13 protein-coding genes are annotated in these 22,026 nt (G+C 70.9%); 7 read left to right on the forward strand and 6 right to left on the reverse strand.

Annotated elements, in window-relative coordinates; all coding sequences use genetic code 11:
- The first annotated feature begins 62 nt into the window (after window positions 1–62).
- Together pulA and FHR82_RS34885 are read left to right on the forward strand one after the other, a co-directional pair.
- Window positions 63–3,035, forward strand: coding sequence for a pullulanase-type alpha-1,6-glucosidase (pulA, locus tag FHR82_RS34880; protein ID WP_221464662.1), 2,973 nt, complete (start codon window positions 63–65; stop codon window positions 3,033–3,035).
- A gap of 70 nt (window positions 3,036–3,105) precedes the next feature.
- Complete coding sequence (locus FHR82_RS34885) at window positions 3,106–3,579, forward strand: carboxymuconolactone decarboxylase family protein (RefSeq protein WP_184814873.1); 474 nt, start codon at window positions 3,106–3,108, stop codon at window positions 3,577–3,579.
- Here FHR82_RS34885 and FHR82_RS34890 read toward each other — a convergent pair.
- The 3 genes from FHR82_RS34890 to FHR82_RS34900 all read right to left on the reverse strand — a co-directional run bounded on the left by FHR82_RS34890 (window position 3,567) and on the right by FHR82_RS34900 (window position 16,498).
- Window positions 3,567–4,418, reverse strand: a complete 852-nt coding sequence (locus FHR82_RS34890) for an LLM class F420-dependent oxidoreductase (protein ID WP_184814874.1) — start codon at window positions 4,416–4,418, stop codon at window positions 3,567–3,569. The two genes, FHR82_RS34885 and FHR82_RS34890, sit on opposite strands and share 13 nt — an antisense overlap.
- 129 nt (window positions 4,419–4,547) lie before the next feature.
- Entirely contained in the window at window positions 4,548–6,836 is a 2,289-nt protein-coding gene (locus tag FHR82_RS34895) for a PLL family lectin (protein WP_184814875.1), read from the reverse strand.
- 14 nt (window positions 6,837–6,850) lie between these two features.
- Complete coding sequence (locus FHR82_RS34900) at window positions 6,851–16,498, reverse strand: RHS repeat-associated core domain-containing protein (protein ID WP_184814876.1); 9,648 nt, start codon at window positions 16,496–16,498, stop codon at window positions 6,851–6,853.
- Between the two features lie 394 nt (window positions 16,499–16,892).
- On the opposite strand from FHR82_RS34900, the gene FHR82_RS34905 reads away from it, so the two are divergent.
- From FHR82_RS34905 to FHR82_RS34915, 3 genes are read left to right on the forward strand one after another with little or no spacing between them, the layout of a single operon-like run.
- Window positions 16,893–17,330, forward strand: a complete 438-nt coding sequence (locus FHR82_RS34905; protein WP_184814877.1) for a helix-turn-helix domain-containing protein — start codon at window positions 16,893–16,895, stop codon at window positions 17,328–17,330.
- Entirely contained in the window at window positions 17,327–17,860 is a 534-nt protein-coding gene (locus FHR82_RS34910; protein WP_184814878.1) for a hypothetical protein, read from the forward strand. Before FHR82_RS34905 ends, FHR82_RS34910 begins: the two co-directional genes overlap by 4 nt.
- A complete protein-coding gene (locus FHR82_RS34915) occupies window positions 17,853–18,956 on the forward strand; it encodes an MAB_1171c family putative transporter (protein ID WP_184814879.1) in 1,104 nt (367 codons plus the stop codon). Before FHR82_RS34910 ends, FHR82_RS34915 begins: the two co-directional genes overlap by 8 nt.
- Here FHR82_RS34915 and FHR82_RS34920 read toward each other — a convergent pair.
- Complete coding sequence (locus FHR82_RS34920; protein ID WP_184814880.1) at window positions 18,942–19,508, reverse strand: hypothetical protein; 567 nt, start codon at window positions 19,506–19,508, stop codon at window positions 18,942–18,944. The genes FHR82_RS34915 and FHR82_RS34920 overlap by 15 nt on opposite strands.
- Before the next feature lie 92 nt (window positions 19,509–19,600).
- Here FHR82_RS34920 and FHR82_RS34925 point away from each other — a divergent pair, with 92 nt between their 5' ends.
- On the forward strand, window positions 19,601–20,026 hold the full coding sequence (locus FHR82_RS34925) for a DUF1707 SHOCT-like domain-containing protein (protein WP_221464663.1): 426 nt from the start codon (window positions 19,601–19,603) through the stop codon (window positions 20,024–20,026).
- Here FHR82_RS34925 and FHR82_RS34930 read toward each other — a convergent pair.
- Complete coding sequence (locus tag FHR82_RS34930; RefSeq protein ID WP_184814881.1) at window positions 20,023–20,436, reverse strand: CBS domain-containing protein; 414 nt, start codon at window positions 20,434–20,436, stop codon at window positions 20,023–20,025. The two genes, FHR82_RS34925 and FHR82_RS34930, sit on opposite strands and share 4 nt — an antisense overlap.
- A 442-nt stretch (window positions 20,437–20,878) precedes the next feature.
- On the reverse strand, window positions 20,879–21,241 hold the full coding sequence (locus FHR82_RS34935; RefSeq protein WP_184814882.1) for a DUF5997 family protein: 363 nt from the start codon (window positions 21,239–21,241) through the stop codon (window positions 20,879–20,881).
- A 48-nt stretch (window positions 21,242–21,289) separates the two neighbouring features.
- On the opposite strand from FHR82_RS34935, the gene FHR82_RS34940 reads away from it, so the two are divergent.
- Window positions 21,290–21,988: a LysR family substrate-binding domain-containing protein gene (locus tag FHR82_RS34940; protein ID WP_184814883.1), complete on the forward strand. Its 699-nt coding sequence runs from the start codon at window positions 21,290–21,292 to the stop codon at window positions 21,986–21,988.
- The last annotated feature ends 38 nt before the right edge of the window (window positions 21,989–22,026 follow it).

Consider the following 22,026-nt stretch of genomic DNA (forward strand, 5'->3'; position numbering starts at 1 on the left):
GTGCCCGCCACCGTTTCCTTCCAGCGCCGGGAGCCGACGTGCCGAGGTACCGGGTTCTGACTGTGTGCACCACCTTCGTCGCGGGGCTCCTGGTCGCGCCGGTGGTGCCGGCGGCCGCCGACCACACCGCGGCACCGAACGCGGTGTCGGTGCCGGGGTCGCACAACAGCGAGATGGGCTGCCCGGGCGACTGGCAACCGGACTGTGCGCAGGCGCAGCTGGTTCTCGACCCGGCCGACGGGCGGTGGAAGGGCTCGTACACGTTGCCCGCGGGCACCTACCAGTACAAGGCCGCCATCAACGGTTCCTGGGACGAGAACTACGGCGCGGGCGGTGTGCCCGGCGGCGCCGACATCACGTACACGACGGCGGGTGGCCCTGTCTCGTTCTCCTACGACCCGACCTCGCACGTGGTCTCGGTGTCGGCGGTGGGGGCACCCGATCTGCGGTTGGCGCGGGCGCAGTGGCTGCGCCGGGACGTGCTCGCGTTCGACGTGCCCGCCGGGGCCGCGGACTTCCGGTTGTTCCACGCACCGGAGGGTGGGCTGGTCGCCACGAGTGAGGGCGTGTCGGGTGGCGAGTCGTTGCCGCTGGCGCTGGACCCGGCGGGGTTGCCCGCCGAACTCGCCGGGCGGTTTCCGCACCTGGCCGCGTACGAGGCGCTGCGGGTGCCGAGGACCGCGGTCGGCGACCTGCTGACCGGGCAGCTCGCGGTCGCGGCCTTCGACGGGAGCGGGCGGCTGGTCGACGTGACCGGGGTGCAGATCCCGGGTGTGCTCGACGACCTGTACGCGGGTGCGGCCGGGCAGCGGCTGGGTCCGGTGTGGCGGCTCGGTCGGCCGTCGCTGGCGTTGTGGGCGCCGACGGCGAAGGACGTCGAGCTGGTGCTGGGTGCGCGGCGGCTCCCGATGACCCGCGACGGGGACGGGGTGTGGCACGCGAAGGGTGACCGCGGCTGGCGGGACGCGCGGTACGCGTTCGCGGTCACGGTGTACGTGCCCGCGCTCGACGATGTCGTCACGAACGTGGTCACCGACCCGTACTCGCTGGGGTTGACGACGAACTCGGCCCGGTCGGTGCTGGTGGACCTCGACGATCCGGCGCTGGCGCCGAAGGGCTGGGACCGGCTGCGCAAGCCCGCGCTCCCCCGCCAGGAGGACTCGACGATCTACGAGTTGCACGTGCGGGACTTCTCGGTCGGCGACACGTCCGTGCCCTCGGCGCACCGCGGCACGTTCCTGGCGTTCACCGACCGCGACAGCGCGGGGATGCGGCAGTTGCGTGACCTCGCCGGCGCGGGGCTGAACACGGTGCACCTGTTGCCGGTCAACGACATCGCGACGATCGAGGAGCGCCGTTCGCAGCAGCAGGCGCCGCCGTGCGACCTCGCGTCGTACGGTCCGGCGGCCGAGGACCAGCAGGCGTGCCTGGACCCGGTCCGGGACGCGGACGGGTTCAACTGGGGCTACGACCCGTTGCACTACACCACGCCGGAGGGGTCGTACAGCACGAACCCGGACGGCACGCGGCGCACCCGTGAGTTCCGGGAGATGGTCGGCGGGCTCAACGGCGCGGGCCTGCGGGTGGTGCTGGACGTGGTGTACAACCACACCCCGGCGTCGGGGCAGGACGAGCACTCGGTGCTGGACCGGATCGTGCCGGGCTACTACCAGCGACTGTCGGCGACGGGCGCGGTCGAGACGTCGACGTGTTGCGCGAACACGGCGACCGAGCACCGGATGATGGGCAAGCTGATGGTGGACTCGGTCGTCACGTGGGCCCGCGAGTACAAAGTGGACGGTTTCCGGTTCGACCTGATGGGCCACCACACCAAGGCGAACATGCTGGCGGTGCGGGCCGCGCTGGACCGGCTCACCCCGGAGGAGGACGGTGTCGACGGCAGGAAGGTCTTCCTGTACGGCGAGGGCTGGAACTTCGGCGAGGTCGCGAACGACGCGCGGTTCGTGCAGGCGACGCAGCTGAACATGGCGGGCACCGGGATCGGCACGTTCTCGGACCGGTTGCGGGACGCGGTGCGTGGCGGTGGCCCGTTCGACGAGGACCCGAGGATCCAGGGGTTTGCGACCGGTCTGTACACCGACCAGAACGGTGCGGCGGTGAACGGGACGCCGGAGCAGCAGCGGGCGCGGCTGCTGCTGTACCAGGACCAGATCAAGGTGGGGCTGGCGGGGAACCTGCGGGACTACCGGTTCACCGACCGCAGCGGCGCGGTGGTGACGGGGTCGCAGGTCGACTACAACGGTCAGCCCGCCGGGTATGCGGCCGATCCGGCCGAGACGATCACCTACGTCGACGCGCACGACAACGAGACGTTGTTCGACGTGATCCAGTACAAGGTGCCGCGGTCGACGTCGATGGCGGACCGGGTGCGGATGAACACGGTCGCGCTGGCGACGACGGCGCTGGCGCAGGGCCCGTCGTTCTGGCACGCGGGCACGGACCTGTTGCGGTCGAAGTCGTTGGACCGCAACAGCTACAACTCGGGTGACTGGTTCAACCGCGTCGACTGGACGGGCCGTGAGTCGACGTGGGGGTCGGGGCTGCCGCCTCGTGCGGACAACGAGCCCAAGTGGGACTTCATGCGTCCGTTGCTGGCCGACCCGGCGCTCGAGCCGGGGCAGCCGGACCTGCGTGCCGCGCACCGGCAGGCGCTGGACCTGCTGCGGATCCGGTTCTCCTCTCCCCTGTTCCGGCTGGGGTCGGCGCGGGAGGTGCAGGCGCGGGTGAGTTTCCCGGCCGGTGGCCCGGACCAGGCGCCGGGGGTGATCGTGATGGTGCTCGACGACCGGGTCGGGCCGGACCTGGACCCGAGGTGGGAGAGCATCGTGGTGGTGTTCAACGCCTCCGACGAGGCCACGACGCAGCCGGTGCCCGGGCAGGCGGGGGCCCGGTACCGGCTGCACCCGGTGCAGGCGGGCGGCGCGGACCCGGTGGTGCGCGGGTCGGGGTATGACCGCGCCACGGGTGCGTTCACGGTCCCGGCGCGCAGTGTGGCGGTGTTCACGAGCCGGTAGCGGTCACATTCCGGCGCGCTCCCTCGTCGGGGATGTGTAACCACGACGACGACAGAGGGGCCGGTCCATCATGGATGCCCGTTTGAACCTGTTCGGCAGCCCGTTCGCCATGAAGTTCCTGAAGCACGTCACCGCGGCGGGCCGGGTCATCGGCGAGTCGACGCTGCCCGCGGCGACGCAGGAGCTGGTGCGGTTGCGTGCCAGCCAGATCAACGGCTGCGGGTTCTGCACCGACATGCACACCAAGGAAGCCCTGGCGGCCGGGGAGGACGTGACGCGGCTGAACCTGGTCGCGACCTGGCGGGAGGCGACGGTCTTCACCGACGCCGAGCGTGCCGCGCTGGAACTGGCGGAGCAGGGCACCCGCATCGCCGACGCGGCCGGTGGTGTCCCGGACGAGGTGTGGGCGAACGCGGCCAAGCACTACGACGAGGAGCAGCTCGCGGCGCTGGTCGGCGTGATCGCGGTCATCAACGCGTTCAACCGGGTGAACGTGCTGGTCGCGCAGCCCGCGGGTGACTACGAGGTCGGTCAGTTCGGCTGACCGTGTAGCCGGGCGCCCATCTTGGCGATGAACGCCAGGACGGCGTCGGAGTCCTTGTCGGGCACGCCGATGACCACCTCGTCGACACCGAGCGCGGCGAGGTGGTCCACCCGTTCGGGATCGGCGCGTCCGCCGAGCGCGACGACGTAGGGTTCGCCGGTGCGGCCCGCGTCGGCCCAGTGCTTGTTCAGCAGCCGCATCCGGTCGGCGTGGTCGGTCTCGTACGGGGTGGTGATCCAGCCGTCGGCGTTGGCCGCGATCCAGCTGAACGTGCGTTCCGTGCCACCCGCGCCGACGAGCAGCGGCACGTGTTCCTGGACCGGTTTCGGGTAGGCCCAGCTGCCGCCGAACGAGACGAACCGGCCGTCGTAGGACGCGACGTCGTCGGTCCACAGTGCACGCATCGCCTCGACGTACTCGCGCAGTGCGGTGTACCGGAGTTTGGCGGGGACGCCGTGGTCAGCGAGCTCGTCGGTGTTCCACCCGAACCCGGCGCCGAGGGTGACCCGACCGCCGGACAGGAAGTCGAGGCTGGCGATCGTCTTGGCGAGGGTGATCGGGTCGGACTCGACCGGCAGCGCGACGGCGGTGGCGAGCCGGATGGTCGAGGTGACCGCGGCGGCGGTCGAGAGCGCCACCCAGGGGTCGAGGGTGCGCAGGTAGCGGTCGTCGGGCAGGTCGCCGGTGCCGGTGCGCGGGTGCGCGGCTTCCCTGCGGACGGGGATGTGGGTGTGCTCGGGCACGTAGAAGGAGTGGAACCCGGCGTCTTCCGCGGCTTTCGCGCAGGCGGCGGGCGTGATCCCGCGGTCACTCGTGAACAGCACGATCCCGAACCGCATGCACCCTCCCCGCGCCGAAAGCACCACCGAAAGTAGAACGTGTTCTACCACACGGTAGCGCCTGTCGCCCGTCCGCCGCCAGCGGGTGGCCGGTCCCGGCGGGGGTGCCGCCGGGACCGGCCGGGGAGGTCACTTCATCGCGGGCAGTGCGTGTTCGGTGAAGGTCGCCGTCTTCGCGGCGGCGAAGGGGTATGCCGCGCGGACGACACGGGGTGTGCCGTTGACGCCGCGGTACACGATGACCCAGGACTGGCCGCCGGATGCGGAGATCACGCCCACGGTCGGGTCGACGACGGTCGGGTCGACGTTGCCGGACCACCCGGTGTAGAGCTCGTAGGTCTCGGTGCCCGCGGCGGTTTCGTCCCACAGCAGGATCTGGCCGCCCTCGTCGCGGGTGACGATCCAGGTGCGGCCGTCGACCGGGTCGATGACGGCCGTCGGGGCGCCGGTCACGCCGGTCTGGCCGGTGGGGGTCCAGCCGGCTGGGAACGCGCCGGCGGCGTCCTGTTTCTTCATCATGACCGCACCGTCGACCGTCCTGGCGAACAGCCCGACCCGGTAGCCCGGATAGGTGACCGCCGCCGGGGTTTCGGCGATGCTGCCGCCGAGGTCGCTCCACGCGGTGACGGTGAGGTCGTCGCGGAACACGAGGGTCTTGACCGTGCCTGCGGCGGTGCGGGCGAAGACCTGCACGCCGTCGCGGACGGTCGCGGTGGACGGGGTGCCGACGAGGTCCTGGTCGCCGAGGTTGCGCCAGTACGGGGTGGTGCCAGCGCGGACGAACGCCCACAGCTTGCCGTCGGCGTCCACCGCGAACAGCACGGTGGTGCCGCCTGTGAGGTTGGCGGCGGCGGGTGCGGCCGCCATGGAGCCGCCGAGGTCGGTGAACGCGGTCCAGGTCGGCAGGTCGGACTTGGTCTGCTGGGTGGTCCACACGTCGCCGCCGTCGCCGTACTGGGCGGCCACCTGCACGACACCGGCGGCGCCGTGGGTCAGCGCGGCCGGCCCGGAGAACGCTTCGTTGCCGGAGATGGTCTGGTACTGGACGTCGTAGGTGTTGTTGGGGTCGGGCTGGTGTGCGACGACGACCTTGCCGAGGTTGTCGACGTAGGCGTACTCGACGGTCGCGAGGCTCTGGCCCGGCTGGATCTTGGCCTGCAGCAGCCGGATCGGCGTGTTCTGCCGCGGCGGGACGACGGTCTGCGGGTCGGAGAACCAGCCTTCGAGGTCGATGTAGATGAGGGTGGCGGCGCTGCCGTAGTTCTTGATCCGCACCTTCCCGTCGGTGCCGGGTTTGACGACGACCGAGGCGCGGTGGTGGGTGGTGGCGTTGTACTGGGTGTGCGCGACGCCGGGTTCGGTGCCGCCGGTGGACCAGGCGCGCAGGGCGCCGTAGGAGGTGCCGCCACCGGCCTGCATGCTCAGCATGGCGCCCGCGATGCCGCGGGTCGGCAGGCCGTTGGTGCCGCCGACTTGGACGTCGACGACGGCGTTCGCGCCGAGGGTGCCGCTGTAGAGGCGGGTCGTGACGGGCCGCATCCCGGCGCCCGCGGTGGCGGTCCTGGTGAAGTAGCCGAAGATGTCGGCGACGAGGTGCGCGGGCGCGGATCCCTTGTTGGTGAACGTGATGCGGGTGTCGGTGGTCAGCGGGAGCACGGCGCCGGTGGCCGAGTTCTGCCGGTTCTCGTAGTTGATGACACCGACGGTCGATGCGGCCGCGCCGGTCGGGGTGGCGGTGAACCAGCCGGTCGCGGTGGCGCTGGAGGGCACGGTCAGCTCGACGAACGCCGCGGACGCGCCCGCGGGTACGCCACCCGCGGCGAGGTCGAAGGTGCGCGACCCACCGGCGGGGACGATCGTCGTCTTCGTGGTGTCGACGACCCGTCGCTGGGTGACGGGCACGAACCCGCCGTTGGTGGCGCCGGTGGAGGTGGTGAAGTAGCCCTGCACGTCGACGACGACGTGGGTGTCACCGTAGGCGTTGAAGATCGTGATCTGCCCGTTGGCCCCTGGCCGCACGACAGCGGTGTTGGACAGCGTCTCCCCGGGCCCGACGTTGAGCATGGAGACGCCGGGGCGGGTGGTGTTGTGGGGGTAGGCGGTGAGCCAGGTCCCGGCGGTGGGCGCGGCGGCGGTGAGCCGGATGAGGACGGCGCTGACCCCGGTGGCGGGCACACCGCCGACGTTGACGGCATTGATGGACGCGGTCGCGCCCGCCTTCAGCTTGACGTTGTTGGTGCGGGTGTCCCAGATCTTTCGTGGCGTGGTGAAGGGGACGAAGTCCCCGCCGCGGGACGCGGCGTCCGCGTGCGCCACGGGCTGGTGCGCGGCCGGCGCGACGACGAGCGCGAGCGCGGCCACGAGCGCCGCGACCGCGGCCACCCAGCGCGCCGGTCTCCGGCGCGAGCTGTCTTTCATCATCGGTTCCTCTCTCACGATCCTGGCGGAAGTTCTCGTGGCGTATCCCGGCCGAACAGGTTCCTGACTTTCTTGGCACCCGCCACCACACCCTTGGCTGTCCCCCTGGCGGCCTTGACACCGAGGCGAACCCCCACGTCGACGACCGCCGCGGTGCCGAGGATGATGCTGTCGATGCCTCCCAGGGTCGGCGTGACCTGCCCGACGGCGGGTGGCGCCCCCTTCGCGACCGCGACGAGGGCCTGGACACGCGCCGCGGTGACGGACTTCTTGGCAGTGACCTCCTCGACGGACTTCTTCGGCATGCCTGCGCCGGCCCGGTTGCACGGGTCCTCGTTGTGCACCAGCAGATCGGAGTCGCCGGCGACGACGAAGTAGGTGTGGAGCTCGTCGACCGTCAGGTTGTAGACCGTGTGGTGTTCGGCCCACTCGCGGGTTCCGGTGACGGGCGCGGCACCCAACCGGTCACCTGGTGCCAGGTCACCCGCGCCGACCCAGTGCCCCCGGGTGGCACTCCACACCGGATGGCCTTGTGTGGCAACGATCTCCGCGCCATCGATACCGATCTCGACGAGGTCCTTGAGGCCGGTGCCTTCGATGACGGCTGTCACCGCACGCGGTCCACCGCGGCCGGTTGTCGGGTCGGTCGCGAGGACCAGGTCACCGACCTCGACGTCGTCGATGCGTTTGGTGGTGCCGTCGGCCATGCGCACCCGGGTGCCGCCGGTGAAGCTGTTGGCGGAACCCACGGCGAAGGCGCAGCTCGCGACGTCATCGACATTGTCGGTCAGGCGCCTGCCCACGCGGGCGGCGTCCGCGACGTCGTCGCCGTGTTTCGCGGCCAGGGACGCGACTCTCGCCGCGCGTACCGCTCCCCCGCCCGCGCCACCCAGCAGGTAGCCGCCGATGGTGGCGGCGGTCCAGGCGCAGGCTTCGAGGTCGCCCTTGGTGACGCACTTGACCAGGTCGGTCACGCCCGACATGTCCGCGGCGACCTTCAGCGCGGCTTTCAGGTACGGCGCGGCCGCCTGCGCCAGGTCGGCCGCCGCGTCGACGGCCTTGGACACGTTCTCCACCACGGCACCGGCGACGTCGACGGCCTTCTGGTACACGGCCGTGGCGTTCTTGACGGTGTCGGCGACGACGTCCCGGGTGGCCGTGACGACCTTCGCGGGGAGGTGGGCGGCCGCGGACACGAGCTTCTTCGACGCCGACAGCACCGGTTTCGCCGCGGCCATCAACGCCTTCACGGGGCTGTTCTTCGCGACGAACGCGGCCGCTTTCTGGGCTGCCTTGGTGACCTTCTTGGCCTTGGCGACCGCCGCCTTGCGGGCCTGTTCGGCCTTGCGTGCGGTCCAGTTCACCGCCTGGCTGGCTTTCTTCTTGCTGTACGAATAGAACTTCTTCGTTCCCTTCGCCAGCCACTTGGTGCCCTTCGACAGGCTTCGGCCGACGGATTTCAGGCCGGACGAGACCTTCTTGCCGACCCACTTCACCGCCGACTTGGCCTTCTTCGCGACCCATTTGGCGCCGGAGGCGACCTTGCTCGCGGTCCAGGTGACGGCGCTCCACGCCTGCTTCGCGAACCAGGAGATGCCGCTGGACACGGTGGACACGGCGGACGAGACGCTGGAGACCACACTGGACACCGCGTTGGAGACCTTGTTGGCGACCTTCTTGCACCAGCCGCAGCCCCAGTTGCCGTCGGGGTCGGTGACGTTCACCGGGTCGGCGTTGCCGTAGGTGTAGCGGTTCGCGAGGACCGCGTCGCCGCCCGGGTGGTCGACGGTGTCGCGGGCGGTGAACGCGCCGGTCTTCGGGTCGTACCAGCGGGCACCCATGTTGACCTGCCCGGTGCCCTCGTCGGTCCAGTCGCCCTGGTAGCCGAGGTTGCCGGTGTCGCCCGCACGGTCGGTGACCTGCCCGAACGGGTCGTAGGCGGTGGAGTCGGACAGGCCGGTGAGCGCGGTGTCGCCGGGACTGAACCCGCCGACGACGTCGCCGTGTTCGTCGGCCAGCGCCAGGGTGGCGGTGCCGGCGTTGTCGGCGACAGCGAGCAGGTCGTCTTCCGGGCCGCGGGCGAACTTCTCGACCCCGTCGGCGACGACCTCGTCGGACAGGCCCGCGTAGGTGAACGTGCTGCCGCCCTTGGACGTCAGCCGGTTCAGCCCGTCGTAGGTGTAGGTCTGGCCGAGCGCGCCGGTCATGCGGTCGAACGCGTCGAACGCGAAGTTCTCGGTCAGCCCGGAGCTGGTGCGGGTGGCCCGGGTGCCGCGCGCGGTGTAGGTGTACGTGTAGTCGCCGTCGGCCAAGAGCCGGTTCCGCTGGTCGTAGGTCGCGGTCTTGCCGGCGGTGCGGGTGCGGTTGCCTGCCGCGTCCCACTCGTAGGCGACCGTCCCCTTCGGACCGGTCCACGACGTGAGCCTGCCGGCGAGGTCGTAGCCGTAGGTGTGTTCCCCCGCGCCTGCGGTGCCGGTGGTGGTCTTGCCGGTGATCTGGTCGTTGGCGTTGTAGCGGTAGGCCACCGACGACACGACGGTCCCGGCCGCGTTCTTCAGGGTGTCGGAGGTGTTGCGGGCCAGTTCGTCGTAGGTGAACGTGCGCACCCGGCCGGCCCCGAAGTCCATGGTGGACAGCAGGCCCGCGCTGTCGTAGCCGTAGCTCTGCACGGTGCCGGTCAGCCCGTCCGCCACGGTCGCGAGGCGCCCGCCCGCGTAGGTGAAGGTGGCGTCGCCCGCGGCGTCCTTGCGGGACAGGACGTTCCCGTCGGGGTCGAAGGTGTAGTCGGCGGACCCGCCGGGGCCGCGGGCGGTGAGCAGGTTGCCGCGGTCGTCGTAGGCGTAGGTGTTGGTGCCGCCGGGCGCGCTGACCGAGGTGATCCGGTCGGCGAGGTCGTAGCCGAGTACGCGGGTGGCGGTGGCGGTCTCGGCGCCGGCACCGGTTTCCTTGGTGAGCCTGCCCGCCGCGTCGAACGTGGCCGCCCGGGTGACACCGCCCGGGGCGGTGGCCGACACGGGGTTGCCGCCCGGGTCGTAGCCGATGGTCCAGGACCGGTCCGCGAGGTTGGGGTGCGCGGTGGTGGCGGGTTCGGTCATGGTCTCGGGCAGGCCGAGGGTGTTGTAGGAGTACAGGAAGCTGTTGCCGAGCCCGTTGGTGAGCCGGGTGCGCCTGCCCGCGGCGTCGTAGCCGAACGTGGTGGTGATCGACGAGGTCGCGGTCACCGGTTCGACCTGGCGGACGAGCTGGTCACCGGCGTCGTAGGTGTAGGTGGTGGTGGTGCCGAGGCCGTCGGTCGCGGCGACCAGGTTGCCCGCCGGGTCGTAGGTGGCGCGGCGGGTCTGCTTGGCGGTGCCGTCGGGCGCGATCTCGTTGTAGGTGACGGGACGGCCCGCGGTGTCGTACACGGTCTGGGTGGTGCGGCCGATGTGGTCGGCCTGCCGGACGAGGCGGCCGGTGTGGTCGTGGCCGTACTGGGTGGACACCCCGGCCGGGTCGGTGACGCGGGTCGGCTGCCCGAGCGTGTCGTAGGTGGACCGCACGGTGGCGCCGGTCGGGGACACGACGCGCACGACGTTCCCGGAGTCGTCGTACACGGTGGTGGTGGTGAGGTTGTTGGGCAGGGGCCGCCGTTCGACCTGGGTGGTGGTGACGGGCCGGTCGAGGTCGTCGTAGGTGGCTTGGATGCGGGCGCCCGTGGGGTCGGTGGTGGACAGCGGCTGCCCGGTGCGGGTGTAGGTGTAGCGGGTGAGGGCGCGGGTGTCGTCGCTGGTGGCGGGTTCGTCGAGGGTGACGAGCCTGCCGAGCTGGTCGTGGTCGTAGCGCACGGAGTTGCCGCGCGGGTCGGTGACCTCGGTGACGTTGCCGAGCCGGTCGTAGCGGGTGCGGGTGGTCGGGGTGACCGGGTCCGCGGCGCCGGGCGCGCGGTAGGCGGGTTCTGCCTCGGTCACCGGCCTGCCGAGCCGGTCGTAGGTCCAGGTGCGGACGTTGCCGACCTCGTCGCGCACGGCGGTCTGGTCGCCGAAGGTGTTGTACCCGTAGGTGGCGGTGGGCCGCACGGTCTGCGCCTGCGCTTGTCCGCCTGTCTCCGCGGACACCGGCGCGCCGGTGTCGCGGATGAGCTGTTCGGTCTCGTCGTAGGCGAAGTTCGTGGTGTAGGCGGCCGGGTCGGCGCCTGCCACGTTGCCGCGGGGGTCCGTCGTGGACAGTTGCAGGCCGCGCCGGTCGTAGGTGGAGGTGGTGGCGAGCGACTCGGTGCCGGTGGAGATGGTCTCGCGGATCGCGTTGCCCGCGTCGTCGTAGACGTAGTCGACGACCTCGGCGGTGGCGGGCACCGGCCAGGGCACGTTCGACGGTGTGCCGGTGCGTCTGACCCGCAGGACGTTGCCCGCCTGGTCGTAGGTGTAGTTGGTGGTCCGCGCGAGACCCGCGGGGTCCTCGACGGTGGTGACGAGGTCGCCGCCGCGGTCGAAGGTCTGGGTGAGGGTCATCGTGCCGTTGCCGGTGACCTTCTTGACCGGATTGCCCGCGTTGTCGTAGGTGTTGTCCTCGAGGACGTAGTCGCGCTTGGTGCCGTCGGGGTCGCGGAAGTCCTTCAGCACGACCTTCCACAGCCGGTCGTCGCCGTAGTACTGGTACTCGACGCGCCTGCCCATGGCGTCGGTGGCGCTGGCGCGCCTGCCGGCGAAGTCGTAGGAGTAGGACTCGAGCACGAGGTGGTCGCCGACGAGCCCGCCCTGGTCGTCGCCTCGGTAGGCGCGGAGGCGGACCTCGGCGAGCGCCTGCCGGGCGGTGTAGGCGTAGTCGTACCGGTTGCCTTCCGCGTCCACGGTGGACACGACGTTGCCGAACCGGTCGTAGGTCGAGGTGGTCTCGTTCCCTTCGGCGTCGACCACGCGGATGGGGCGGCCCGCGTCGTCGTACTCGGTGGTCGTGGTGCGGGTGGTGTCGCCGCCGAGCTTGTCGCGGTCCTCGACCTTCACCGGGTTGCCGTCGACGTCGTAGGTGGTGACGGTCTCCTGCTGGTGGCGGGTGCCGGTGATCGCGTCGGTGACGACCGGGCCGGTGACGACCGTGGGCCGCGACAGCGCGTCGTAGGCGTTGGTGGTGGTGACCCCGGCCGGGTAGGTGTCGGACACCTCGGTCTCGCTGACCTGCCTGCCCAGCACGTCGTAGGTGTACTTGGTGACCAGCCCGGACGGTTCGGTGGTCTGCGCGAGGTCGCCGTTGGCGTAGTACTGCTGCCGGGTCACCTTGCCGCGGGGGTCGGTGGTGGTGAGCAGCATGCCGGGCGGGATCACGCCGCCGCCGACGGCGGGTTCGGCGCCGGTGCTGTAGGTGTGCCGCACGATCGCGCCGTCGGGCTCGGTCTGCGTGGCCAGGTCACCGTGGGCGGTGTAGGTGTAGCTGGTGCGGTAGGTGGTGTCGGTGGCGCTCGCCGACCGCGCGTCGCGGGTCTCGGTGGGCTGTTCGTTGCGCGGGTCGAACGGGTTGGTGACGGTCGCCGGGTAGGTGGTGTAGCTGGTCTGGCAGGAGCCCGCGCGCCGGCAGGTGGTGCGGGTGACGACGTTGCCGCGCGCGTCGTAGGTCATCCGTACCGCGTCGCCGTTCTCGTTGGTGACGGTCACCAGCGCGCCGACGTCGTTGTACTCGTACGTGCGTATCGCCATGCCTTCGAGCGGGTGCTCGACGAACACCGGCCCGCCGGAGCCGCCGGGCACGACCGTGCAGAACTCGGGGTCGCCGGGGTCGGGCACACTGCATTCCTCGACCTCCTCGGGTGGTGGGGGCGCCGGGTAGCCGGGCCGGTCCTCCTCCCGCAGTTCGAGGCCCAGCGGCAGCCCGGACCTCAGCAGCTGACCGGTGACCGCGTCGTACTCGTACAGGTTGGGCCTGCCGGACGGGTCGTTGACCTGCACGGTCCGCAGGAGCTGGTCGGCGCCGCCGGACACGATCGGCGCACCGACCTTCCAGGTGCCGCCGTCGCGGTCGGTGTAGCTCGCGACCCGGTCCGCCAGCACGTCGTAAGTCGCCTGTACCGCGACCGAGCCGCTCGGCAGCGTCACCTTCGACAGCTGGTCCGCGGCGGTCGCGCCGTAGCGGTGGTGCGCGGTGACCGCGGCCGGGCCGAGCGGGCGGGAGTAGATCGCGACCTCGTCGATGGCACCGTTGAAGAAGCGGGTGGCGGCGGTGCCCCACGCGGGCCACGAGCCCGGTGTGGTGGCGGTGGCGGCACCGAGCTGGTTGACCGTGAGCTGGGTGTGGTCGAGCGTCGCGGTGGTCTGCCCGATGCGGGTGCCGTCGAGGTAGAGGGTCTGTGTGGTGCCCATGGCGGACAGCACGACGTGGTGCCAGCCGCCGTCGTTGACGGCGAGCGGTGAGGTCATCGGCGCGATGGTGGCGGTGCCGAACTGGCCGCGCAGCTTGCCGTCCATGCCGACGTAGAGCACCGGCACACCCCGGGCGGGGGTGGTGCCGAACGCCTTGTCCTGGTAGCCGAGCAGCGGGCCGCCGGTGCCGGTGGGGTTGGCCTTGAACCACAGTTCGACCGCGCCGTCGCGGGTCTTCTTGACCACACCCTTGGGCAGGTCCAACCGCGAGGAGGTGCCGTTGAACGTGGCCGCGGTGCCGCCGCCGCCCGCGAGCGCGCCCGCGGCGCCGAGCGTGACGCCTGTGTAGGTGGCGGCGTCCGCACCGAGGTTGACGGCGATCTCGCTGCCCGCGCTCGTGCCGTCGGCCTCGCCGAGCCGCCAGTAGGATTCGGGTTTGGAGTCCAGCACGGCGCTGCGGTAGTGGGAGCCGGGTGTGTGGTCGTAGGTGGTGCAGGTGTCGCCGGGCGCGCACACCTTGGTGAGGACGTCGCCCGAGTAGGTGTAGGTCCACGCGGTGCCCAGGTCGGTGGTGACCGTCGTGACGTGGTTGCCGGTCCACGTGAACCGCAGTGCGCGGCCCGCGGTGTTGGACTGGCTGTTGGACACCTGCGCCTTCGCGAGCTTGCCGCCGGTCCCGTAGGTCAGCACGACGGCGCGCTTGGCGGCGTCGGTGATCTTCATCAGCCGCCCGCCGGTGTCGAACTGGTAGACCACGCCCGCGCGGTCGGCGAGCGTCCACACCCCGCTCGCCAGGCTCAGGGCGGCCGAGCGGGTGGACGGGGTGGTGTAGGTGCCGTCCGCGTTGCGGCCGAACCGCACGGCCTGCCCGTCCGGGTAGGACACCACGACGTTGCCGGACCCGTCGTCGTCGGCGGCCAGGCGCATGTCGTAGCGGGTCGTCCAGCCCGCGCCGAACGCGCCGTCGCGGCGCGGGTCGAGGCTGTTGTAGGTGCGGATCACGTTCAGCTCGGGACCGACGGTGGCGACCGTGGCGTCGACGGCGACGGTGGAGAGGTTGCCGGTCTGCGGGTCGTACTCGCGTTCCTGCGCGGCCTGCGCGGCACCCGCGACGCGGGAGGTGATGTCGGGCTGCGGCACCTCGGCGAACACCGTCGAGTACGGGGACGCGACCTCGTTGGCGCCGTCCTTGACGAACACCCGCCACAGATATCCCTTGCCCCACAACAGCCTGCCGCCCGGCGGCGCCCACGCCTGGCTCGCCTGGTACCCGGAGGTGGTGCAGCTGACCGGGTCCCCGGCCGCGTTGCGGTCGCAGACCTCGAACTTGTAGCTCAGCGCCGACCCGGCCGGTGCGTCGAGGTCGAGCGCGCGGCCCCACAGCAGCGGGTTCAACGTGGGCGCCTGGTAGCCGTTGGGCGGGTACAGCTCCTGCACGACCGGCGGCAGGTCGGTGATCTCCAGGACGATGCGCGCGGGCGCGACCTGGTGGTCGGTGAACACGATCCCGCCGGTGCGGACCATCGTGAAGTCGAGGAAGTACTGACCGGGCGGCAGCGCCTTGATCGTCGCGGTGAGCGTGACCCGCCCGCCGCGCGCCACGGTGGCGGCGAGGTCGGCGGCGCGGAACTGGCCGACGGACGCACCGGTGCGCCGGTTGTAGGCGCGGTAGGACAGGTAGTAGGAGCCAGGGGCCCACGCCTCCGCGCCGCGGTTGGTGACGGTGACCTTCACCTTGCCGTTCTGGTTCTGCAGCACGGGCGGGTCGGGCACCGGGTCCGGGATCGCGTACGCCGCGTTGTACGGGCTGTGCGTGACCCACAGCGTCGGCCGGTTCGCACCCGCGGCCGTGCCGACGAACCGTTTGCCGCTCGACGCGTCGGACACGTTGCCCCGCAACGAGATGCCGTTGTTGGCGGTGGTGCCGTTCACCCAGCCCTGCACGAGCCGGGTGCCCGCGTCGCCGAGGTCGAACAGCTCCGCCGCGGTGGGGCAGGCCGACTGCGACTGGCCCTGCGCGAAGTAGCCGTGCGAGAACGACCGGCTGGCCATGGCGGCGCCGACGGCGGGACCGGGGTAGGAGTAGCTGCCGGTCGGGGTCCACGACCCGGTGACGGGGTGGACGGTGACCGGGCGGGCGGCGCAGGTCTGCGCGTAGTAGTTGACGAGCTGGAGCTGCGCGCCGTAGATCGTGTGGAACCGCAGGTTCTCGGTGAGACCGCCGAACTTCAGGTACGAGGCGGTGGACGCGCCCTCGACGTTGCCGGCCTGCAGCTCGGAGCCGCCGCCGGTGGAGGTGGCACCACGGACGTACATGCTCGCGTCGGCGGTGCCGGACGCCACCGGCAGCGACACGGTGGGGTCGACGCGGACGGGGAAGGCGCGGGCCGGGTCGGCGAGCCACGCGTCGTCGAGGGTGACGACGAGGGTGGTGCCGTCGAGCTTGTAGGTGACCGCGGTGCTGAGCGCGGCACCCGCGTCGACCATGTTGCCGGGCGGGATCACGGCCTGGGTGGCGCCGTCCCGGTCGGAGAGGACGAGCTGCCCGTCCTCCAGTGCCGGCGTGAGATCGGTGCGCAGCGGGAAGCGGAACGTGCGGGGTGCGGAACGGTCGTGCAGGACGAGGGTTTCCTTGATACCGCCGGGACGGGCCGCCAGCTCGAGGTCGACTCCCGGGTGGATGCCCGGGTAGGTGACGGTGCTGCCGTCGACCGTGCCCGGCGCGGGTCTCGCCCCGTCGAGGCCGTAGGCGAGTTCGTGGTCGCCGAAGCTCATCGTGGTGAGCGCGTCGGCGTCACCGGTGGCCGCGAACCCGATGGCCGCGACGTTGGTGTCGTTGCGCCAGCCGTCACCGGTGGACCTGAGCCCGGTGTCGATGGGCTGCCAGTCCCCCTCGGCGTCGCGGTAGTGCATGGGGGTCGCGGAGAACTCGGTGGTCTCGGTGCCGTCGGTGTTGCGGTAGGTGCGCTGGTGGGCGTCGCGGCGGTCGGCGCGTTCCCGGCTGGTGGCGCGGTCGAACCCGGTCCGGTGCACCGGCCCGGTCTCCACCGTCGCCCGGTTGCGGTGGTCGTCGGTGGTGAGCGTCGACGGGTAGCGCGACCGGTAGGACCGGGGCACGACCCGGTTCTCCTCCCCCGGCTCGATGTGCGCCTGCCCACCGGCCGACCCCCATCGCTGACCGGGCGCGTCGAAGTAGCGGTAGCCTGCGACGCCGTCCGGCAGGGGGTCCCGGGCGACGTCGCCGACCAGCCCGGCCACGAGCGCGACCGCGACCGCGAGGGACACCGCGCGCACGGCCCGTGCCCGGCGCCGGCGCGACAACAACGAAGACGACATCTTGGTCCACCTCGGGGAAGTAGAGCCGGCACACGTCGAGCCGCTGAAGCATCCCTGGGCGTTCTAACAAGGCTCTAACAAACGCTTCTGTCACGTTGTGCGACAGGGCCTCCGGACACGCAGAGGTGGCCCGCCTCCACGAGACGGGCCACCTGGCCGGACTTGGTTCCAGCCCGCTCAGCGGGACCGGACGAGCGCGGTGCTCACATCCCCGTGTCCACGACACCGGGCGTGGCCAGTTCGTCTGTCACGACCGCGACTCTCCCATTTTTCTGAGTTCATGGACGGTACCCGACCATAAACTGTCCTCAGGTACGCGGTCAACTGAGGTGAAGACAACCAGGTCAGCGGCTTCATCCGTGCTGGTTGGGCCACGCGGCGATATCCTCCCCCCATGCCCGAGGACGCCGCCGACACCACACTGGCCGCGAAGGTCAACCGCCTCTTCAGCACGGTCACCCCACGCGGCGGCGGCGAGTACACCTTCGAAGAGGTCGCCCAGGCCATCCGCGCCAAAGGCGGCCCCACCATCTCCGCCACCTACCTCTGGCAACTACGCAAAGGACTCCGCGACAACCCCACCAAACGCCACCTCGAAGCCCTCGCCGGCTTCTTCGGCGTCCCACCCGCCTACTTCTTCGACACCGCCGAAGCCGAACGCATCGACGCCGAACTCGCACTGCTCGCCGTACTCCGGGACGGACCCGTGCGCCAGATCGCCATGCGCGCCAACGGACTGTCCACCAAAAGCCTCGAGGCCATCACCGAAATGGTCGACCGGGTCCGCGAACTGGAAGGTCTGAACCCGTCACCGACGGACCCCCAGCCGTGAACACACTCCGGAAACGGCGACTGCGCAAGCGATGCCTCGCCCGCCTGCGCGACCTCCCCCTACCCACCCCGTTCGACGTCCACACCCTCTGCGCACGCGTCGCCGAACAACGCGGACGACCCATCCTGCTCGTCCCCGCCCCCGGCCTCACCGGCGTCTGCGGCCTCTGGATCGCCACCGACACAACCGACCTGATCTGCTACGAAAGCGACACCACCCGCCCCCACCAGGACCACATCATCCTGCACGAGCTCAGCCACATCCTCTGCGACCACTACCCCATCTCACAGACCGGAGAACTCGACACCCACACCCTGTTCCCCCACCTCGACCCCACCATGGTGCGCGCCGTCCTCGGCCGCGCCGGCTACACCACCCACGAAGAACGCGAAGCGGAAACCCTCGCCTCACTCATCCGCCAGCACGCCACCACCCGCCCCGACGGAACACCCCAGACCCGCCTCCACGACGCACTCGACGACACCCTTGACGACACCCTCAACAACGACCACCGCAACCACGATGGGTGAGCTCGTCCGCCAGTACCTCCCACCACTCCTGGCCTGGCTCCTGCTCCTCATCCGCAAACCCGGCAACGACCACGCCCGCCGCGACGTCCGCCGCATGCTCCTCGGACTCGCCATCGCCCTCACCGCCCTCACCCCCGGCGGCCACACACTCATCAACACCCTCGCAGGCACCCACAACCTGCCACGCCTCATCGCACACGCCGGCATGCTCCTCGCCGCATGGGCAGGCCAGGAACTCCTCCTGCACGTCAACGGCCTCCGCCGCACCTGGCACACCTGGTGGATGACAGGCATGTTCTGCCTGCTCTGCACCCTCTTCGCACTCACCCCCGACCTGCTGCCCCAGTCCCCATGGGTGTTCGAGTACGTCCTCACCTACACCATCGCCCAACTCCCCGCCTACGCCGACATCATCCGCCTCTGCCTGCGCCACACCAGGATCGCCGACACCACAGCACTCCGCGTCGCCCTCCGCATGGTCGTCACCGGCATCACCCTCGCCGCCACCTACCTCGTCAACAAAGTCATCGTCGGCGCCGCCTCCCGCATGGACTTCGACTACGCCTTCGGCCGCACCACCATCCCCGGCAAGATCCTCCCCACCACCGCCTACCTCCTCGTCCTCATCGGCGCCGTCCTCCCCGCCATGCTCGCCTGGCTCAGCCGCCACCGCCGCTACCGCCAACTCGGCCCTCTCTGGCGCGCCCTCTACCGCGCCGACCCCGCCATCGCACTCGACCCACCCACCGTCCCCGACATCCTCGTACTCCGCCGCATACGGCTACGGCTCTACCGCCGCGTCATCGAGATCCGCGACGGCCTCCTCGCACTCCGCCCCTACCGCGACCCCGGCATCGCCACCACCGCACACCACCGCGCCACCCAGGCCGGACTCCACGGCCAACGCCTCCACGCCACCGTCGAAGCCACCGTCATCGCCGCCGCACTGCACGCCAGAGCCGCCGACCACCCACCCCGCACCACCGACGACACCACCATCGCAGGCGGCGACGACCTCGCCACCGAAACCGCCTTCCTCGGACTCGTCGCCCGCGCCTACCGCGACCTCACCCCACCGGACCTACACGTGACGTAGACAGATCGTGTAGTCCAGGTACCCACCCCAGGCACCAGGGTCATCCCACCCGTGCCACCCGTCCGAACCACAGAACGACGGATCGAACGTGTCCGAGTCGTACCCCGACACGATGTGCGTCGCGTTCTCGCAGTCCGTGAACACCGGATCCGACTCCTCACCCACACCCACACCCACCAGACAGTCGTTCGTCCTGGCGACACCACCGTCGTTCCCGTACCGGAACGTCAGGCACACCCGCGCGTCGTCGAAATCCACGCTCATCCGCACCCGCACGTCGTTGCCGCAGTCATCGGGATCCGTCACCCCCCGCAACACGTTCAGCACCTCGAACACGTAGTCCTCGCACGGCACCACCGACCAGTCCCCACCAGGCGCCTCCGCCCACGCACACTCCCCGGGCACCGCGTCGTACACCGAGCCGTACTCCTCCTCGGCGGTCGTCTCCTCCTCCTCCGTCGTTACCCGGCCCATCCCGCCCCGGCCCAACTCGGCCAGCACGCGGTACCGGCCCACCTCCCGAGGGTCCGACGCCCCCAGCGCTCCGATCATGACCCGGACGCTAAGCACGCCAGATGAGGTTCCTGTGACACACCAGCGCCCGCACTTACCGGCCACCGACCACACGATGACATCCTGTGCACATGGGTCGTGACGAGATGCGCGCCGCCGACAGCGATCGCCAGGCGGTGGCCGACAAGCTCAAGAAGGCACTCGACGAAGGCCGCCTCGAGCTGGCCGAGTACGACGAACGCCTCCAGCAGGCCTACGCGGCCAAAACCTACGGCGACCTCGACGGCCTGCTCGACGACATCCCCGGCACCGCCCCCGCCAGAACCCACACCACCGACCCGGCCCCACACACGGCCACCCCACTGCCCGCGGTCAGGTCCGAACGCGCGGGACAGCTCGTCAAGGCATGGCTCGGCGGCTTCGGCGGCATCTTCGTCGTCGGCACGGTGATCTGGCTGGTGTCCAGCATCGGCTCCGGCCACCCGCAGTACTTCTGGCCCGTCTGGCTCCTCATCCCCATGGTGCTCGGCGCACTCGGCCGATGGCGCCGAGGCTAAGGCACCCGCACCGGCAAGCCGGGCAACGTCACCGCACCGAACGACTCCCGCACCTCCGCGGACCTGCGCGCCCGCCGCAGATCCCGCCTCGACACCACACCGACCAGCCTGCCGTCCCAGTCGGTCACGAACAGCCGCCGCAACCCGGTCCTGGCAAGCACACCCGCCGCGAAACTCACCGGCTCGTCGGCATGCACCGCCCGCACCGGCGACCCCATCACCTCCACCGCGTGCCGCCCCCGCGCACGCACCCACCGCTCCGGCCCCACGAGATCCGCCTCGGACACCACCCCCAGCGGCAGCCCATTCCCGTCGACCACCGGCAACGCCCGCAGCCCACTCTCGGACATCGCCGCCACCACCGCCCCGACCGGCATCTCCGGCACGACGGTCACCACACGCCTCGTCATCACCGAAGCCACCGTCATCTCGTCCACTACTGCCGCCTCCTCAACCCCTGAACAGAGCAGACCCGCCAGCACCGGCCCGGACAAGGGGACCAATTCCCCTATCAACGGAGCCCAAAGACCCGTAACGACGGGCACACGCCAGAAGAGCGCTTTCACGGCGCAGGGGCCACGGTTCGGCTCGCACCGGACACAGTCGTCGCCGCCCGTCAGAGACGAGGACGGAAACCGGCCGAGCCTGATTCTTCCCTTCGTGGCTTCTTGTGAACGGGGCTCGTTGTGCGTTGCTGTGGCCCAGTGACATTTTGGCACTAAAATCGGACATCTATATAGCTAATAGTAGTTAATTATGAACGGAAGCCAGGCATGTGCCCATCGGGCCACAGGGCGAAGCATCAACCGGCAGGGACCGAAGTCCTCAGCCGTGCGACAGCCACGTCACCGCTCAGGGGCGCGGGCGGGACAGCTCGTTCCTGACCTCGTTCTGGATGGCGCGCTCGCGCTGCAGCCACTCCGGGTTGTCCGCCTTCAGCGCGTCGATCTGCTCGGTCGTCAGCGCTTCGGTGACACCGGCGCGGGCCAGGCCGCTGATCGACACCCGCAGCTTCGCGGCGACGACCTGACGCGGGTGCGGGCCGTTGCGGCGCAGGTCGCGCAGCCACTCCGGTGGGTCGGACTGCATGGCGTTCAGATCATCGCGCGAGACGACACCCTCCTGGAACTCGGCGGGGGTGGCCTCGAGGTACACGCCCAGCTTCTTCGCCGCGGTCGCGGGCTTCATCGTCTGAGGGGTCTTGCGCGCCGTCATGGCGAGGAGGGTAACGGACGCACCCCACACTCCCGGTAATCTGCCCACGTGACGGCACCAACGACGTTCACCCTCGGTTACGTGCCCGGGGTGACACCCGCGAAGTGGGTGCGGACCTGGCAGGAGCGGGTGCCCGGTGTGCCGCTGGACCTCGTGCAGGTGTCCGCCGCCGACGCGGCCGCCCTCGTGCGGGACCGGGACGCCGACGCGGTCCTCCTGCGGCTGCCCGCCGACCGGGACGGGCTGCACGCGATCCCGCTCTACACGGAGACGACCGTCGTCGTCTTCCCGAAGGACCACCACCTCGCCGCGGCCGACGAGGTGTCCACCGAGGACATCGGCGACAGCCTCGTGCTGCACCCGCACGACGACACCCTCGACTGGGCCGCGCCGCCCGGGAAGGTCGCCGACCACCGACCCGACACCACCAAGGACGCCGTCGAACTGGTGGCCGCCGGGGTCGGGCTGCTCGTCGTCCCGCAGTCGCTCGCCCGGCTGCACCACCGCAAGGACCTCACCTACCGGCCGCTCACCGACGTGCCGCAGTCCCGCGTCGCGCTGTCCTGGCCGGAGGCCGAGACCACCGACCTCGTGGAACAGTTCATCGGGATCGTGCGGGGCCGCACGGTCAACAGCACCCGAGGCGCGCAGCCGGAACCGGTGAAGAAGCAGCGGAAAGCCAAGCCGGTCACCAAACCGGCGGCCCCCAGGCGGGGTCAGACCCGCAAGCCGCGCCGCCGGTCCTGAGCGCGCCACCCCCGTCGAGCCGATCGTCGACGGTCGGG

Origin of the sequence: Actinophytocola algeriensis, assembly GCF_014203735.1 — a bacterium.
In the GTDB taxonomy this organism is placed as follows: domain Bacteria; phylum Actinomycetota; class Actinomycetes; order Mycobacteriales; family Pseudonocardiaceae; genus Actinophytocola; species Actinophytocola algeriensis.